At 65.2% G+C, this 16,001-nt stretch carries 12 protein-coding genes and 2 pseudogenes; 7 read left to right on the plus strand and 7 right to left on the minus strand.

The window, feature by feature from the left end; genetic code table 11:
- Positions 1-130: 130 nt before the first annotated feature.
- Positions 131-469 carry a hypothetical protein gene (locus M3461_13425; protein ID MDQ3775270.1) on the minus strand — a complete coding sequence of 113 codons (339 nt, stop codon included), beginning with the start codon at positions 467-469 and terminating at the stop codon, positions 131-133.
- Between the two features lie 107 nt (positions 470-576).
- Between M3461_13425 and M3461_13430 the strand changes: the two genes are divergently transcribed.
- The 5 genes and pseudogenes from M3461_13430 (at position 577) to M3461_13450 (ending at position 7,751) form a co-directional block, all read left to right on the plus strand.
- Positions 577-1,809: an ATP translocase gene (locus M3461_13430; GenBank protein MDQ3775271.1), complete on the plus strand. Its 1,233-nt coding sequence runs from the start codon at positions 577-579 to the stop codon at positions 1,807-1,809.
- A 302-nt stretch (positions 1,810-2,111) separates the two neighbouring features.
- On the plus strand, positions 2,112-2,741 hold the full coding sequence (locus M3461_13435) for a sel1 repeat family protein (GenBank protein MDQ3775272.1): 630 nt from the start codon (positions 2,112-2,114) through the stop codon (positions 2,739-2,741).
- Positions 2,742-2,830: 89 nt separating this feature from the next.
- Entirely contained in the window at positions 2,831-3,250 is a 420-nt protein-coding gene (gene arfB / locus M3461_13440; protein ID MDQ3775273.1) for an aminoacyl-tRNA hydrolase, read from the plus strand.
- A 552-nt stretch (positions 3,251-3,802) separates the two neighbouring features.
- A pseudogene (locus M3461_13445) lies at positions 3,803-6,536 on the plus strand (PAS domain-containing protein).
- 462 nt (positions 6,537-6,998) lie between these two features.
- Positions 6,999-7,751 (plus strand): ATP-binding protein, encoded by a 753-nt coding sequence (locus M3461_13450; protein MDQ3775274.1) that lies wholly within the window; start codon positions 6,999-7,001, stop codon positions 7,749-7,751.
- A 74-nt stretch (positions 7,752-7,825) separates the two neighbouring features.
- Here M3461_13450 and M3461_13455 read toward each other — a convergent pair whose 3' ends face one another.
- The gene (locus tag M3461_13455) at positions 7,826-8,284 is read right to left on the minus strand and encodes a response regulator (protein MDQ3775275.1); all 459 of its coding nucleotides are present in this window, start codon (positions 8,282-8,284) and stop codon (positions 7,826-7,828) included.
- Positions 8,285-8,902: 618 nt separating this feature from the next.
- Between M3461_13455 and M3461_13460 the strand changes: the two genes are divergently transcribed.
- Positions 8,903-9,631: a response regulator gene (locus M3461_13460; protein ID MDQ3775276.1), complete on the plus strand. Its 729-nt coding sequence runs from the start codon at positions 8,903-8,905 to the stop codon at positions 9,629-9,631.
- Between the two features lie 48 nt (positions 9,632-9,679).
- On the opposite strand, the pseudogene M3461_13465 reads toward M3461_13460, so the two are convergent.
- The 5 genes and pseudogenes from M3461_13465 to M3461_13485 form a co-directional block, all read right to left on the minus strand.
- Positions 9,680-11,368: pseudogene (locus tag M3461_13465) on the minus strand (AarF/UbiB family protein).
- Positions 11,369-11,376: 8 nt separating this feature from the next.
- Complete coding sequence (locus M3461_13470; GenBank protein MDQ3775277.1) at positions 11,377-11,940, minus strand: hypothetical protein; 564 nt, start codon at positions 11,938-11,940, stop codon at positions 11,377-11,379.
- A gap of 86 nt (positions 11,941-12,026) precedes the next feature.
- Positions 12,027-12,170, minus strand: coding sequence for a hypothetical protein (locus M3461_13475; GenBank protein ID MDQ3775278.1), 144 nt, complete (start codon positions 12,168-12,170; stop codon positions 12,027-12,029).
- A 330-nt stretch (positions 12,171-12,500) separates the two neighbouring features.
- Complete coding sequence (gene rocD / locus M3461_13480) at positions 12,501-13,700, minus strand: ornithine--oxo-acid transaminase (GenBank protein MDQ3775279.1); 1,200 nt, start codon at positions 13,698-13,700, stop codon at positions 12,501-12,503.
- 4 nt (positions 13,701-13,704) lie between these two features.
- Entirely contained in the window at positions 13,705-14,646 is a 942-nt protein-coding gene (locus tag M3461_13485; GenBank protein MDQ3775280.1) for an arginase, read from the minus strand.
- Positions 14,647-14,787: 141 nt separating this feature from the next.
- On the opposite strand from M3461_13485, the gene M3461_13490 reads away from it, so the two are divergent.
- Positions 14,788-16,001: aldehyde dehydrogenase family protein (locus M3461_13490; GenBank protein ID MDQ3775281.1), on the plus strand; the 1,214-nt coding region annotated here is incomplete at its 3' end.

The raw sequence follows: 16,001 nt of genomic DNA on the forward strand, positions 1-16,001 counted from the left end.
GAGTTCCGGGTAGCGACGACGACCATCGCACCGAGTCCGCATGCCGCAAGTACCACGGCACCGTCATCAACTTCATGGGCTCCGTGCCCATTGTCGAGGCCCCGGCGGGCTCGAGGCGGCTCTATTACCTCTACCTCGTGGCCCTCATGTCCAAGTCCTCGGCAAGAGCTCGGCCGTGGACCACCACGATCGCGATCTTGGGCAGGCTCGCGGCGTACAGCATCTCGTCACCGTTAACCGCGGCCAGCCGCGGTCGATGCACTCTCGTGACATCGACCAGCGCCACCGCCAAGCGCCGGTCGAGGACCGCACGGCTCAGGCCGAGATGCCGGATCGCCCCTTCGAGACGGCGCTGCAGGACGGGATCGGGGGTTCGCCGCAAGTCGGGAATTGGAGATGCGCCGATTGCGTCCGATAGAAAGCCCAGGGTGAACGCGAAGAAAATGATGGTGTGTTTTATGGTCCCCATCCGGCCAGTCTCCCTATGCGGCGCAAGCCTCCGGTCCGGATTGTAACGGCGACCCTTTATGTAGTGCAAGAACGAACCTCTGGAACCCGACAACGGACGTGACGACCATGGCCGGACATCCCTTCAAACGCGCGAGCCTCTTGTTCGCCAACTTCTTCTTCATCATGCTGGCCTACTACCAGATCAAGCCGGCCAGCCGCTCGCTCTTCATCGAGCAGCTCGGCGCCGATCGGCTACCCTATGTCTGGATCGGAACGGCCTTGTTCCTGGGACTCATCATCGGCGGCTACCACCGTCTGGTCGGGCGTTACAGCCGGTTGCGGCTGGTGCTCGGAAGCTGTGTCCTGTCGATGATGATGCTGGCGGGCTTCCACGCACTGCTCACGACAGACAGCACGGCGGCGGCGCTGGCGTTCTATGTGTTCGTGGACATCTTCGGCGTGGTCTTGGTCGAGCAGTTCTGGAGCCTGACCAACACCCTCTACAGCAGCGAGCAGGGCAAGCGCTGGTACGGGTTCCTGGGTACCGGCGGGGTCCTGGGCGGGCTCTTGGGGGCGGCGGCGGCGATGCTGATCGTGAAGCGCACCTCGCTCACCACCCCTGATCTCCTGCTGGTGGCGGTCGGCATCCTGGGGCTCGTCGTCACCGTGAACCTGGCCTTGGCGCGCTATGGGGTCTTCGAGGCGGCGGCCAACCCCAGCGACACGGAGCGGCCGATCGCGCGGGGGCTCCTGCGGGACCGCTACCTCATGCTCGTAGGCGCCACCGTGCTCCTGGCCCAGGTGGCGGAACCGCTGGTCGAGTACGAATTCATGAAGATGGTGGAGCTGAACTACACCGAGCTCGACGCGCGCACCGCCTTCATCTCCTGGCTCTTCAGCACCATGGGGCTGGTATCGATCCTGGTCAACCTGGCGATCACGCCGGTGGTGCACCGCTATCTCGGCGTCGTGGCTGGGCTCATGACGCAGCCGCTCCTGCTGTTCTTTTGCACCTTCGGTTTCATCTTGAACCCGACGCTCGTGTTCGGTTCCGCGATGAAGGTCAGCGACCGGGGCCTGTCCTATTCGATCAACCGGGCCTCGAAAGAGTTGCTCTATATCCCCATCAACCCCAACCTGAGCTACCGGGCCAAGGCCTGGATCGACATGTTCGGATACCGCGTGTTCAAGGTGCTCGGGGCCGTGCTGATCCTGCTCTTGACCGGCTGGCTGCCGGTCGACGCGGGTCTCGTCGGCCTCGGATGGCTCACGATGTCGGTGTGCGTTTTGTGGCTGGTTACGGTCGGTTACCTGGCGCGCGAGTACCGGGGTCTCTGCCCGCGCCCGGCGAGCGCGTGATGTCCCCCCCGGAGGCGTACCGGCGGCGCGCAGACGCGCAAAAAAAACCTGGCAAACCCCTGTTATTACGCCGCGCGCCGGTGGATAATGTGCGCGCGACAAGCACCCGCACCGACGTCTCCCGACTTTCCATGAACCCGTGCCCCGATCGGCCCGTCCTAGTCGGTAGGGGCTGTTTTCGTCGGCACGCAGGTACCTTTTCACAGACAGCCGCCCGTGCCTGCGCTAGAGTGATGGAGAGAGCGGGCGTGAGCATCGGCGGATCGGCCGCGGCATTACGAGCGACAGGTTAGAGGTAAGTCATGAAGACCGGGCGCGGGCCGGTGTGGGCCGCCGCGATCTTGCTTGGGCTGATGCTTCCGGTCCAGGCAGACTACGAATCAGGGGTCAAGGCATACATGAGCGGGGATTACGAGACCGCCCTGGGCGAGTTCGGCCGTGCCGCGGAAAGCGGCGACCGCAACGCCCAGTACAACGTCGGTCTCATGCACCTCAAGGGACAGGGGGTCGCCGCCAACGACCAGGAGGCCGTGCGCTGGTTCCGGAAGGCCGCCGGGCTCGGCCAGGTCGAGGCCCAGACGTTCCTGGGGGCCTTGTATGCCGACGGTCAGGGCGTGACCCAGGACTATGAGCAAGCCGCCTACTGGCTGGCCATGGCCGCCGAAGCCGGGCACGGCGCGGCCCAGTGCTTCCTGGGCCAGTTGTATGTCGATGGGCTCGGCGTCGAAGAGGACCCGGTGGAGGCCTATGCCTGGTTCAGCGTCTCCGAGGTCAACGGCTATCCCGAGGCCACCGGGCTCTTGAAGCAGGTCGCGGCCTCCATGTCTCCAGGCGACATCGAGAGGGCACGACGGCTCGCGCAGGTACGCGGGCCGAACTGGGCCAGGCAAGGGAAAGGCACCCTGCCCGTCCAGGCCGTGTCCGAAGACTAGCTATCCCGACGCGACCGGCTCGCTGAACCCCGCGGCGGGGCGGGCGGTCTTCGCAACCCCCCTCCCCCCCACCTCTCCTACCCGTCCCCATGATGCGCGTGACCGACCAGCTCGCGATCCGCGCGCAGGACCTATCGTGGCGTTTCGTGCGTGCCCCCGGGCCGGGCGGACAGAACGTGAACAAGGTGGCGACCGCCGTCGAATTGCGTTTCGATACTCACAGCCCGGTCGTGCCCGAGCCGGTGCGTCTACGGCTGCGGGCGCTCGCGGGTCGGCGCATCGGTAAGGACGGCATGCTCCTCATCGAGGCCTGCCGGCACCGCACCCAGGCGCTCAACCGTCAGGACGCCTTGGCGCGCCTTTGGGAACTCCTGAGTCAGGCGGCGGCCACGCCCAAGCGGCGCATTGCGACCCGGCCGTCCGCCTCCTCCAGGCGGTTACGCGTAGAGACCAAGCGCCGCCAAGCAGCCAAGAAGCAATCCCGCCGCACGCCCTTCGCCGAGCCGTGAGGCCAAAAAATCCCGGACATGCGTCGCTCCCCTCGCGATCCCAGGTGCGAGAGCCGAACGGCTGGTCTATACCCGACGTCTCGGCGTTTTGACACACTGCACAAACCCTGTAGACTCGGACGCCAGCCCGGATTTCTCCCCACTGCACGTCGTGAGGCCGCCGAGGCACCGGTCTGGCGGGCCGCACGGACTGAGAAGACGGCGAAGTAGCTGGGGGTGGTGGTGAGAAATCCGGGCTAGGAGAGCACGAGCCAGCGGGGAGGGAATCGCGGTTCATGTTCAGGATGCATTCCGGCGGAGCACCAAGCCCTGAGGTGATGGTTCCGCGAGGGTAGCTGACCGATCCGAATTCGGGGCATGGCAAAAAGACACGGAAAGAAGCCGTCGGCCAATCGCTTGGAGTCTGGCGGAGGTACCCCTGTGCCTCGCCCGGCGGCGCACGCGTCTACCGATGCCGATAAGGCTGGGGAAGGCCACCCAAGGGACTTCCCGGTGGTCGCGATCGGTGCCTCGGCCGGGGGGCTCGAGGCATTGAAGAGGCTCTTCAGCGCCATGCCGGCCCAGAGCGGCCTCGGCTTCGTGGTGATCCCGCATCTCGATCCCACCCATGTGAGCCACCTGCCGGAGTTGCTGCGCCGGCATACCCCGATGCCGGTCGAACAGGCGCAACGATGGGGCGCCGGTCCAGGCCGAGCACGTCCACATCATCCCGCCGAACGCGTTACTGACGATCAAGGGGGGCGTCCTGCATCTCGGGGCGGCCGTGGCTCGTCCCGGCATACCGCGGCCCATCGACGGCTTCTTGCGGAGCCTGGCGGAGTACCAACAGGAGCGGGCCATCTGCATCATCCTCTCGGGCACCGGCAGCGACGGCACGCTCGGGCTCAAGGCGATCAAGGCGGACGGTGGCCTGGTGATGGTCCAGAGCCCGGACACCGCCGAGCACGACGGGATGCCTCGCAGCGCCATGGCCACCGGGCTCGTGGATTACGTGCTGCCCGTGGAACAGATGCCCGCGGCGCTGCTCGAGTATATCGAGCATGCCCATCTGCGTGGCGCTCCGATCCCGATCCCCGCCGACACGCGGCACGACCCCCTGCACCCCATATTGGCCCTTTTGTGCAATCGAGAAGGGCATGACTTTCGCTGTTACAAGAAGGCCATGCTGGTGCGCCGTATTCAGCGGCGCATGGGCCTCAATCGTATCGCCGCGATCGGCGACTACGGCCAGTATCTGCGGGGAACCCCGGCCGAGATCAAGGCCCTGGCCAAGGACCTCCTGATCGGCGTGACTGAATTCTTCCGCGAGCCCGAGGCCTGGGCGGTCCTCGAAGCGGAGGTGATCCCAAAGCTCGTAGCGGCCAAGCACCCCGAGGCGCCGCTGCGCGTGTGGGTCACCGGTTGCGCCACCGGCGAGGAGGCCTACTCAATCGGCATGTGCTTCCTCGAGCGGATGGCGAGCAGCGAGCGCAACGGCAAGCTCCAGATCTTCGCGACCGACATCGATAGCCACGCGCTCGATATCGCCCGCGTGGGGACCTACCCGGAGGGCATGGCCTCGTCCCTCGCTCCGGAGCGTCTTACCCGGTTCTTCACCAGGGCCGACCATAGCTACCGGGTCAAAAAGGAGCTGCGCGAAGCGGTGGTGTTTGCACCGCAGAACCTGATCACCGATGCCCCCTTCTCGCGCCTGGACCTCGTCATCTGCCGCAATCTGCTCATCTATCTCGAGCCCGAGTTGCAACAGAAGCTCATCGCGCTGTTTCATTTCGCCCTCAACCGGAACGGCTATCTATTCTTGGGCAAGTCCGAGACCGTCGGCCAGCAACTGAGCCTGTTCGAGCCCCTCTCCAAGAAGTGGCGGATCTACCGGCGCAGCGGGCCGGTCCAGCACCGGCCGGCGGACTTTCCGCTCCTCCCGGAGGCCCTGCCCGGCGAGCGCCCGGGCGAGCCGCGGCCACACAAGCCCAAGCCCGGCGACCATGGCGAGGTGATCCGAGCGCTCCTGCTAGCGCGCTATGCCCCGGCCGCCGTGCTGGTCAACCGTGACTGCCAGACCCTCTACTTCCATGGCCAGACCGACGACTACTTGGGGCACCCGGCCGGAGAACCAACCGACGACCTCTTGGCCATGGCCCGCGAGGGTCTGCGCCTCAAGCTGCGCGCCGCCCTGCATAGGGCCATGCGGGAGGAGCAGCCGGCGGTGGTGGTGACCCAGGTGAAACGGGGCGGCGCCTCCCTCCCGGTACAGGTGACGGTGACGCCCCTGGAGGACCAGAGGCAGGGCGTGGGGCTGTGGCTCGTGACCTTTTCGGCACCACCGGCGGCCGAGGCCGAGCCGGCGCCCCGCGCCATCGAGGAGTCGGCGGCGGTGGGCCACTTGGAAGACGAGCTCGCCAGCGTCAAGAAAGAGCTGGAAAGTGTGGTCGCGGACCTGGAGAGCGCGAACGAAGAGCTGAAGGTCTCGAACGAAGAGGCCATGTCGATGAACGAGGAGCTGCAATCCACCAATGAGGAATTGGAGACCTCGAAGGAGGAGCTGCAGTCCCTCAATGAGGAGCTCACCACGGTCAACGCCCAACTCGAGGAGAAGGTCACCGATCTGGAACGCACCAACAACGACCTAGATAACCTGCTCGCCAGTACCCACATCGCGACCCTGTTTTTCGACCGGGAGTTCCGCATCAAGCGCTACACGCCCGCCTCCACCCGCTTGTTCAACCTGATCCCCTCGGACCTCAACCGGCCGGTGGCCGATATCGCCAATAAGTTTTCCGATGGTCACCTGTTATCCGACGCCCAGCAGGTCCTCGATACCCTCACCCCGATCGAGCGCGAGGTGCGCACGGTGGGGGGCGAGTGGTACATCCAGCGGGTGCTGCCTTATCGGACCCACGAGGACCGCATCGAGGGCGTGGTGGTGATCTACACCGAGATCACCGAGCTAAAGCGTGGCGAGGAAGCGCTAGGAGAGAGCGAGGAGCGGTTCCGCACCTTAGCCGAGACGGTACCGAACATCATCTTCACCCACCGCCCCGACGGCTTCAGTGATTACACCAATCCGAGGTTCTACGAGCTCACGGGCCTTCCGCCCGGTGCGGCGGACGGCTTCGGCTGGCAGCAGTCCCTGCACCCCGAGGACTGGGCGCGGGATCAATCCCGCTGGCGGCAAACGCTTGCGGCAGAGCAGCCCTACGAGATCAAATACCGCCTGCAGAGCGCCGCCGGCGGCTACCGCTGGCACCTGACCCGTGGCCGCCCGATAGCCGACGCGAGTGGCCGGGTGATCAAGTGGTTTGGCGTGTCTTCCGACATCGACGACCTGGTGCACGCGCAGGAGGCCCTGGGGCAGGCCCAGAAGATGGAGGCCGTAGGCCAACTGACCGGCGGTATTGCGCACGATTTCAATAATCTCCTCACCGTCATCGGGGGGAATCTACAGTTGCTGGAGGCGCGGCTCCAGGACGACCTTGCCGGGCAAACGCTGCGGGATGCAGCGGCGCGGGCGGCCGAGCGCGGGGCGGAGCGGGTGCACGGGCTCCTGGCCTTTGCCCGCCGGCAGGTCTTGCAACCGCAAGCGGTCGATTTGAATGAAGTCGTCGCCGGGATGATACCGGTCCTGCGCCAGACCTTGGGGGAGCCTATCGAGATCGCGCTAGTGCCGGGCGCGGACCTGTGGGCGGCGCGCGCCGATCCCGGGCAGGTCGAGGCGGCGCTCCTCAATCTCGCCTTGAACGCGCGCGACGCCATGCCCGAAGGCGGCCGGCTCGTTCTCGAGACCGCCAACGGCACCCTGGGCCAGGACGCCACGGTGCCGGAGGCCGAGCTCACGCCGGGTGACTACGTGCTGCTGTGCGTGAGCGACACCGGCGAGGGGATGTCGGAGGAGACCAAGAGACACGCCTTCGAGCCGTTCTTCACGACCAAGTCCACGGGTAAGGGCAGCGGCCTCGGGCTCTCCATGGTCTACGGCTTTGCCCGGCAATCGGGCGGGCATCTGAAGGTCCACAGCGAGCGCAGACAGGGCACCACCGTCAAGCTCTACCTGCCGCGGGCCAAGGACGCGCTGGCCGCCGCCGTCGCCCAGGACCCCCTGCCCCTGGAAGACCTGCGGGGCCGAGAGACCATCCTGGTGGTCGAGGATGATGCGGACGTGCGGGCGCTCGCCGTCACCTACCTGTCCGAGCTTGGCTACAAGGTGCTGGAGGCCGCCGAGGCCCAGGTGGCGCTGGCCCTCTTCGAGGACGGTGAGGCCATCGATCTGCTGTTTGTCGATCTGGTGCTGCCGGGGACCCTGGATGGGCAGGCGCTCGCGCTGGAAGCCAATAGGCGCCAGCCGGCTCTCCAGGTGCTTTATACCTCGGGCTATCCCAGAACTACCATCCTGTGTGCAGGCAAGCTCGACGAGGGCGAGCGGCTGCTGATGAAACCCTACCGGGGCGAAGACCTGGCGCGGGCCGTGCGCGGGATCTTGGATGCCCCAGATGCCCCACCGGGCTGATGCCGTATTGTTTCGTAGTATTGGTCGGTCACCTTTCCGTGTTTGGTAAGTCTCCGCCGCGTGCTAGTCCGTGACTAATCGTCATAAAGCGGCTGGAAGCTGGACCGGTGCCGATGCTTGTGCCCTGTTACTTCGAGGATACGACCCAACAGCGCCTCGACCTCGAACGGTTTGGGGAAAAAATCGACGATGCCGAGCCGCAAACCGTCGACCACCGTCGCGCTCTCGGCGTGGCCGCTCATCAGCAGCACCGGGAGGCGAACCCCTTGCGCGTTGAGCTCCTTCAGAAGCTCGAGACCGTTCATTCCCGGTAAACAAAAGTCCAGCACCAGGCAACGGACCCGGATAGGCTCGCAGCGGTAGGCGCTCAAGAACGACTCGGCGGAGTCATAGGCCTCGGCGGCCACACCAGCCGACTCGCACAGCGTACAGAGCAGCTCGCGCACCCCGGGTTCATCATCGACCACGCACACGGGGCAACCGCGCGCCCGGAGGTGATCCGGCACCCGGGTGCTGGACAACAAGACCGTCATCGGGGCAGCCGCGCCCCCGGGGGTGATCCGGATGGACCATCGAAGGTCATCACGAGACGCGCCGGGCCTTGAATTCGGCCATCGGCACCACTTTTCCCGCTGCCAAAGCATGGCGCTCCCTGGCTATTTCCGCGTGCCCGGGTGAGACTTCCACGGCCGGCGAGCAGTGCCAGGCAGGGCGCGTGAACCGTGAGCAGCCGCGACCAGAATTCAAAGGCCAGCACGGCCGGCCACCACGGGGTCAGCATGGCAACGGCACACCAGGCCCGGCGGGCGCGCCCCCCTCCGCATGCCGCCCGCGAGCAACCGGTTCGAGAAGCCGGATCACAGTTCCCATCGTGGTATACCTCGCGCTTTCGTGTTCACAGGGACCTCGTGTTGCGGCACAATGCCTCCGCGTTGCACGCGCGGAATCGTTCCAACGCCGCGCTTTCCCCCGACTAACCGGGGACGCGCTGGTTCTAGCCCTGCCCTCTTGAAAGAACAGACTAACCGACGGGTGTAATCGCTTGATGTCCCGGCGTCGCCATTGCGTAACGGTGGGTAACCGTGTGTAACTCCATCCTAGAGAGCCTCACCCATGAAAACCGGAAGCGGATGCAAACCGTGTGAACGATGATGAGCGTTGCGCCGCACATCCTGGTCGTCGACGATGAACCGGACGTCCGGGAATTAATACGAACCTACCTGACGCAAGAGGGGTATCGTGTCAGCACCCTCGGGGACGGACAGGGGTTGCGCAGCGAGCTGGCCGGGCAGTCCGTGGACCTCGTCATTCTCGATCTCGGCCTGCCGGGCGAGGACGGGCTCTCCCTCGCGCGCTACCTGCACGAGCAAACCGACGTGGGCGTGATCATCGTGACCGGTAAAGGGCAGACCCTCGATCGGATCATCGGTCTCGAGATCGGCGCGGACGACTACCTGGCGAAGCCCTTCGATCTCCGGGAGCTACTGGCGCGGGTGCGCAGCGTGCTCCGGCGCACCCGTGGCCCCGCGCGGCAGGAGGCGGGCAAGGTAGGTTCCACGGTGCGGTTCGTGGGATGGCAGCTCGATCTCGCGAGTCGCCGGTTGGTCGCACCGAATGGAAAAGAAGTGGCGCTGACGACGGGCGAGTTCGATCTGCTCGCGGTCTTCGCGCAGCATCCCAATCGCGTGCTCTCCCGCGACCAGTTGCTGGCGCTGACCCGCCACCGTGAGGCGGGTCCGTTCGACCGCAGCATCGACGCGCAGGTCGGGCGGCTGCGCCGGAAGATCGAGTCGGACCCGGAACGGCCCGTGCTCATCAAGTCCGTGCGTGCAGCGGGGTACGTCTTCACGTCGTCCGTGACGCGCGACCGGAAACCTTGACTATCTACCTGGGTGCGGGCATTGGCGTTGAACTTCCTATCTTATCCTTCAATCCCGATCCGCACGCCAGATCGAAACGATAATCCACACGCTGTTGCAGAACGCGATCACGTAACCGAGCAGGCCGAGCACGGTGAACAGCGGCATCCCGAATAGGGTCGGACCACGGGGGACGGTCATCACGATGGAAGATCCGACTACGAGCGAGGCCGTCATGATGCCGATGGTGACGCGGTCGATGGTGTGATCGAGGCGCCGGCCGAAGCTGTCCAGCCGCTTGAGATCGAAGTCCACCCGCATCTTGCCCCGGCGTAGGTCCTTGATCAACCGAGCGAGATCGCGCGGGACGGCGCTTACCACGTTGAACATCTGCGCTAGGCTGTTCTGCCCACGCTTGATGAGCGCGGTGGGCTCATAACGTTCGGCGATGGCTCGCTCGAGGAACGGCCCGAGGTGGTCGATGAGCCGGAATTCCGGATCGTACTGGCGCCCGAGCCCCTCGAGCGTGATGAGCGCCTTGAACATGAGGGTGAGATCCGCGGGCAGCACGACCGAGTGCTCGCGCATGATGCTGCTCACCTGGCGCAGGAGCGTGGCGATACGGACGTCCTTCCGCGGGACATCCGCATAATCGAGCACGAGCTCGCCCATGTCCGCGGCAAGCTTGGCCTCATCCACATAGGCCTCGCCCGTCCAGTCGAGGATCACCTCCGTAATGCCCTCCTCGTCGCGACGTGCGATCCCGGAGAGGAGGTCGACGCTTTGATTACGGCGGAAATGGGTGAGCCGCCCCACCATGCCGAAGTCGATCATGAGTATGCCGTTGCCCGGCAAGGTAGAAGACGTTGCCCGGGTGAGGATCGGCATGGAAGAAACCGTCAACCAGGCTCATCCTGAGCACCGCATCCGCGCCGCGCGAGGCGAGCAGCTTGCGGTTGAGCCCGGCCGCTTCGATCGCCGCTAGGTCATTGCCGGGAATGGCCTCAATGTACTCCTGCACGTTCATCACCGGGCTGGTCCACTCCCAATACACGCGGGGTACGAGCACCTCGGGGTCCCCAGCGAAGTTCTTGGCGAATCGATCGATGTTGCGCGCTTCCACCGCTAGGTTGAGCTCGCGTTCGAGGGAACGGGAAAATTGGACGAGGATCTGGGTCGGTTGGTAACGCCGTGCCTCCGGAATCTCGGCTTGGAGCAGGGCGGCGATGTGAGTGAGAATGCGGATATCCGCCTCGACCGTCGCCTGGATCCCCGGGCGGCGGATCTTGAGCACCACCGGCGTGCCGTTTGGCAGGCGCGCCCGATGGACCTGGGCAATGGAGGCCGAGGCGTAGGCCGTGGTGTCGAGATCAACAAATACTTCCTGCGGAAGCCTGCCGAGCGCTATTTCCACCTCGGGCAGCAGCTCCCCGAAAGCCACCGGCGCCACTCCGCTCTGCAGTCTCTCGAACTCCGCGATCCACTTCGGCGGAAACAGGTCTTCCCGTGTCGAAAGCACTTGGCCAAGCTTGACGAGGTCGGTCCAAGCTCTTCCAGAGCGATCCGTACGCGCTCGGGTGGTTCCAAGTGCGCCGATTCGGACGCCTCTCCCCAGTGCAGGATCTGGCCAGCGCGTTCCAGCACCGTCCCGATCCCGACCCGGCGGACGAGGTCGCCGAGCCCATGCCGGATCAGGACCGAGGTGATCCGGTGCAGGCGCGGAAGATCCCGCCCTGGCCCGAAGGCCCCCCAGATCACCGTATGGCCTACTTGCTCTTACCAGGGCCGGACTGCTCGCGCAACGCGTCGGCGATGCCGGCAAGGACACCGCTCGCGAGCAGCGTCATTCGCACGCCGTAGTCGCGCGCCGCATCGAACCCGGTGGAGGCGCCCTCGCGCGACACCGAGGTCAAGCGACTCGCGAACTCCGTCATGACCGCGGCCACGCGCGCGCTGGCATCCACCCCGACCTGCTGCGCATGCACCGCAAGCTCGCGCAGCTCGCGCTGAATGTTGCCACTCGCGGCCTCCGCCACGCGGTTGGCGGTCGCGACGTATGCCCCTTGGAGCTGCTTGAGCCTAGCGAAGGTTTCTTTCAGGTCATTGTCGGTAAAACCGGTTCCCTTCGAGCCGAGTTGCTGGAGCGCGACATGCGCCGCTTCGGCGGCTCGCATGAGCGCCTCATCCAAACCCTGCACCGCCTCGGCCAACCCTCGCCTCACCTCGGCCGCCTGCGGTTCCATACCGGCGCTTGATCCGGGGGTCATGGCCTGAACCACCTCCTTTACCTCTTCGGGATCCAGGTGACCGCCTTTCAGGATCTGTGACATGAGATCACGCACCTTGTCCCGTATCTCCGCATCCGACCCTGCCCCACCCCGAACCGGTGGAACTTGCGCTGCTGGTGATTTTTTATCTACCATGATGCACCTTCGCGGTAACCGACAAATCGCTTCAGCCCACGGACCAGTTTACGCCGGAAGGCGCTCGATGCAAGCCTGGGAAGTTGTGGGGAGCCGATGCGACTGAGCGCCTTCGTCACCGACAGCAGATCGATCACGCGCATCCTCGCCTACCTCGGCGTGAGTTCGACCAGCGGGTGAGCTGGTAGGTGCTTTCCCTCCTGTTCCTGCCGGTCACCGCACCTCGACTCGCACAGTCGCACTCGCGCCCAGGCACCGGACACCCCCCCAAACTTCACCCCCTTGAGCCCCCGCCAACCCACCGGGACCGCCCCAACTGAGCGCATCTGCCCTCGCCGCGGACCTTTACAGACCGCCCAATCACCGCCCGGCCCGTCCGACCAAGCATGCTCCTTACACGCCCGCGTTGAATCTCCTATCCTTTTCGGCGCCGCTGCGTGCTGCATCTACACGCTAGGCCAGACGGACTATCCCATCTCTAGAAAAGCATCGCGGATGCGATCGCAAGCCCAAATCAACTCGCGCTCGGTGATAATGAGCGGCGGAGCCAGGCGGATTACGCTTTCGTGGGTATCTTTTGTGAGGATGCCGTGGGAGGCGAGCCGGATACAGAGGTCCCGTGCCGAAAAGCGCCCGGTGTCGATCTCGACGCCGATGAATAAACCCTTGCCACGCACGGCACGAATATAGGGGCTTTCCAGGGTGCGTAACCGCCCGAGAAAGTACTCGCCCAGCTCGGCGGCGCGCTCGGCCAGACGCTCCTCAACCAGCACGTTAAGCGCTTCGAGGCCGACCGCGGCGGCGAGCGGGTTACCCCCGAACGTGCTGCCGTGGCTCCCCGGCGTGAAGACCCCCATCACCTCGCGCCGGGCGAGAAACATCGATACCGGCAGGAAACCGCCCCCGAGCGCCTTGCCGAGCGTGATCCCATCGGGTTGGACCCCTTCGTGCTGGCAGGCGAGCATGCGACCCGTGCGTCCGAGCCCGGTTTGGATCTCATCGCAGAGAAGCAACACATTGTGGGCGCGGCAAAGCTCCGCGCAATGCTTGAGATAACCCGCGGGCGGCACGATGATCCCGGCTTCGCCCTGGAATGGCTCAACCAAAAACGCCGCAGTGCGCGGTTTGATGGCACGCGCGAGCGCCTCGGCATCCCCGTACGGGATGCGCACGAAGCCCACGGGAAAAGGTCCGAAGTGCTGCCTATAATCGCGCTCGGAGGAAAGTCCCACGAGGGTGATGGTACGGCCGTGAAAATTGCCGTCACAGACGATGATCTCGGCGCGATCCTCGGCCACACCCTTGACCTCGTAAGCCCAGCGCCGCGCGGCCTTCAGCGCCGTTTCCACCGCCTCGGCCCCGGTATTCATGGGCAAGCCCATGGCGAGTCCGGTAAGATCGCAGGCGCGCCTCACGAAGGGCGCGAGCACCTCGGTGTGAAAGGCCCGTGACACGACCGCCAGCCGTGCCGCTTGCTCGACTAGGACCTTGAGCAACCGCGGGTGCGCGTGGCCGAAACCGACCGCCGAGTAGGCGCTCATCATGTCGAGGTAGCGGTTGCCGCGCTCATCCCACACATAGCATCCCTCTCCGCGCGTCAACACCACCGGCAGCGGCTGGTAGTTATGCGCACAGTATGCGCGCTCCAGTTCGATGACCGATGGCATACGCTTACCTCCTCCAACAGGCCGCCAAGAGGTCAATAACCAGCCGGGCGGTCTTGTCCTCGCGGTCACGCACGGGGTTAAACTCGGCGATTTCGGCCAACACCGGTTGCGGCACCAGGCGTCCAAGGCTTTCGACTAAGTCGAGCCCCCGCAGGCCATCAGGCGCCGGAGTACCGATCCCGGGCGCGTCCGTGGGGTCAACTGCGTCGAGGTCGATGCTAAGCCCGACGGCGGCGGTGCCGCGGGCGGCGATCGCGAAGGCCTCGCCCAGGCTCCGCATAAGGCCCCGCGCCCGCACTTCGTCCATCGTGATCACCCGCACCCCAAGGCGGTGCAGTAATTCCGCCTCCTCGGGCTCGTAGCTGCGTACGCCCACAAGACAGACGTTCTCGGCGCACAGCTTGGCGCCAGGGTAGAGCAGGTCCGTAAGCTCAGGCGGCCCGACGCCTAGGAGGATGGCGAGCGGCATCCCGTGCAGAGCGCCGCTCGGGCTGGTCGCGGGAGTATGACTGTCCATATGGGCATCGATCCAAACGAGGCCCAGGGGCCCGCGCAACGCGGATGCGATCGCGCTCCAGCTTGCTATGGCGCAGGAATGATCCCCGCCAATAACCGCGATACGCCGGCCGCTGTGCAGCGCGTGCCCGACGGCGGCGGCCAGTTCCTCGCAATACGCTTTGATTTCCTTGATGCTTTCCGTACCGGCGCGGAGCGTGGGCCGGCGCACGATGTCGGCCCAGACCGCTTTGAAGCCGCGGTCGCGCAACTGGCTGCTAAGGCCGAATGTTCGCAACGCGTCAGGGCCTACGCCACAACCCGGATCGGCGGCGCCGATCCCCGAAGCCGCGCCAATAATGCGTAGCTCGGTGGTGGCGTGCGAGACTGCCGCCGTCGAGCCAAACAAAGCCTCGCCATCGCTTCGATCGTCCAGGACATGTAAAGCCATACGTAGAATCGCGGTTGATGCCGAGTGACCTAAACTCCCCGCTTTAGACCATCGCTGCTTTGGTTGGTTTGATGCTTGGCCGGCGCGCGGGCACCTTGGCGCTACAACCGCGTCTAAAGCTATAAGCCTGCCTCTTGAGTAATGATGAACTTGTTGAACGAATTGGGAATTGGGGAGGTCAACCCGGGATCCTGCACGGGGCCGGGCCAGTGGTCCGGCGGGACGGACGCGGGCGTGTGGTCGTCTTACGCGCCCGGCACGGGAGAAATCATCGCGAGCATCTACGAATCCACCATCACTGACTATGAAGCGGTGCTCGAACGCTCGCGGAGCGCCTTCCATGACTGGCGCCAGGTCCCGGCGCCGCGCCGCGGCCAACTCGTACGCCGGCTCGGTGATGTACTGCGCGCGCACCAGGAGGCCTTAAGCAGTCTCATCGCCTTGGAGTCCGGCAAGATCAAGGCTGAGGCCGAGGGCGAGGTGCAGGAGATGATCGACATCGCTGAGCTCGCCGTGGGGCAATCGCGCATGCTGTATGGATGCACCATGCACTCGGAGCGGCCCCGGCACCGTCTCTATGAGCAGTGGCATCCGCTCGGCGTCGTGGGGGTGATCACCGCCTTCAATTTCTCCGTCGCGGTCTGGGCATGGAATGCCTTTATCGCGGCCGTGGCCGGGAACACGGTCGTTTGGAAGCCCTCCCCGCGCACTCCGCTCTCGGCCGTAGCGGTTCAGCGTCTGTGCAACCGGGTGATGGAAGAGGCGGGCACCACAGGAATCTTTTCGCTCTTCGTGACGCGCGACAATGAGCTCGCAGAGCGCCTGGTGCGCGACCGGTGCGTGCCGCTTATTTCATTCACCGGGTCGACGGTCGTCGGGCGCCGGGTCGGGGAGATCGTCGCCGCGCGCCTTGGGCGGAGCCTCTTGGAGCTTTCAGGCAATAACGCGGTGATCGTGGATGAAAGCGCCGACCTTGATCTCGCCGTGCGCGCGATTGTGTTCGGAGCGGTAGGGACCGCCGGGCAACGCTGCACCTCCACGCGCCGGTTGATTGTGCACGAAAGTCTCTACCAGACCATCGTCGAACACTTGATCGCAGCCTACCATCAGATCCGCATCGGTTTGCCGCTCGACCCCGAGGTCGTGATGGGCCCCCTCATCAGCGGCGAGGCGGTGGCGGCATTCTCTCGTGCCCTACGGGAAGCCGAAGAGTCGGGCGGTGAGATCCTGTACGGCGGTCAGGTCATCGAGAGCCCGGGTTATTACGTGCAACCGACGCTGGTGCGGGCGCAAAACCACTGGCCGGTCGTCCAGCGGGAGACCTTCGCGCCGATTCTTTATCTTATGACCTTTAA

This window comes from Pseudomonadota bacterium (assembly GCA_030860485.1).
GTDB lineage: Bacteria > Pseudomonadota > Gammaproteobacteria > JACCXJ01 > JACCXJ01 > JACCXJ01.

What these genes read in the sequence shown, in the direction of transcription:
- M3461_13450 (MDQ3775274.1), top strand. Translation starts at nt 6,999, where the DNA reads ATGCCCGAAGGCGGCCGGCTCGTTCTCGAGACCGCCAACGGCACCCTG.
- M3461_13485 (MDQ3775280.1), bottom strand. Translation starts at nt 14,646, where the DNA reads ATGGCTTTACATGTCCTGGACGATCGAAGCGATGGCGAGGCTTTGTTT.
- arfB (MDQ3775273.1), top strand. Translation starts at nt 2,831, where the DNA reads ATGATGCGCGTGACCGACCAGCTCGCGATCCGCGCGCAGGACCTATCG.
- rocD (MDQ3775279.1), bottom strand. Translation starts at nt 13,700, where the DNA reads ATGCCATCGGTCATCGAACTGGAGCGCGCATACTGTGCGCATAACTAC.
- M3461_13460 (MDQ3775276.1), top strand. Translation starts at nt 8,903, where the DNA reads ATGAGCGTTGCGCCGCACATCCTGGTCGTCGACGATGAACCGGACGTC.
- M3461_13430 (MDQ3775271.1), top strand. Translation starts at nt 577, where the DNA reads ATGGCCGGACATCCCTTCAAACGCGCGAGCCTCTTGTTCGCCAACTTC.
- M3461_13425 (MDQ3775270.1), bottom strand. Translation starts at nt 469, where the DNA reads ATGGGGACCATAAAACACACCATCATTTTCTTCGCGTTCACCCTGGGC.
- M3461_13455 (MDQ3775275.1), bottom strand. Translation starts at nt 8,284, where the DNA reads ATGACGGTCTTGTTGTCCAGCACCCGGGTGCCGGATCACCTCCGGGCG.
- M3461_13470 (MDQ3775277.1), bottom strand. Translation starts at nt 11,940, where the DNA reads ATGTCACAGATCCTGAAAGGCGGTCACCTGGATCCCGAAGAGGTAAAG.
- M3461_13435 (MDQ3775272.1), top strand. Translation starts at nt 2,112, where the DNA reads ATGAAGACCGGGCGCGGGCCGGTGTGGGCCGCCGCGATCTTGCTTGGG.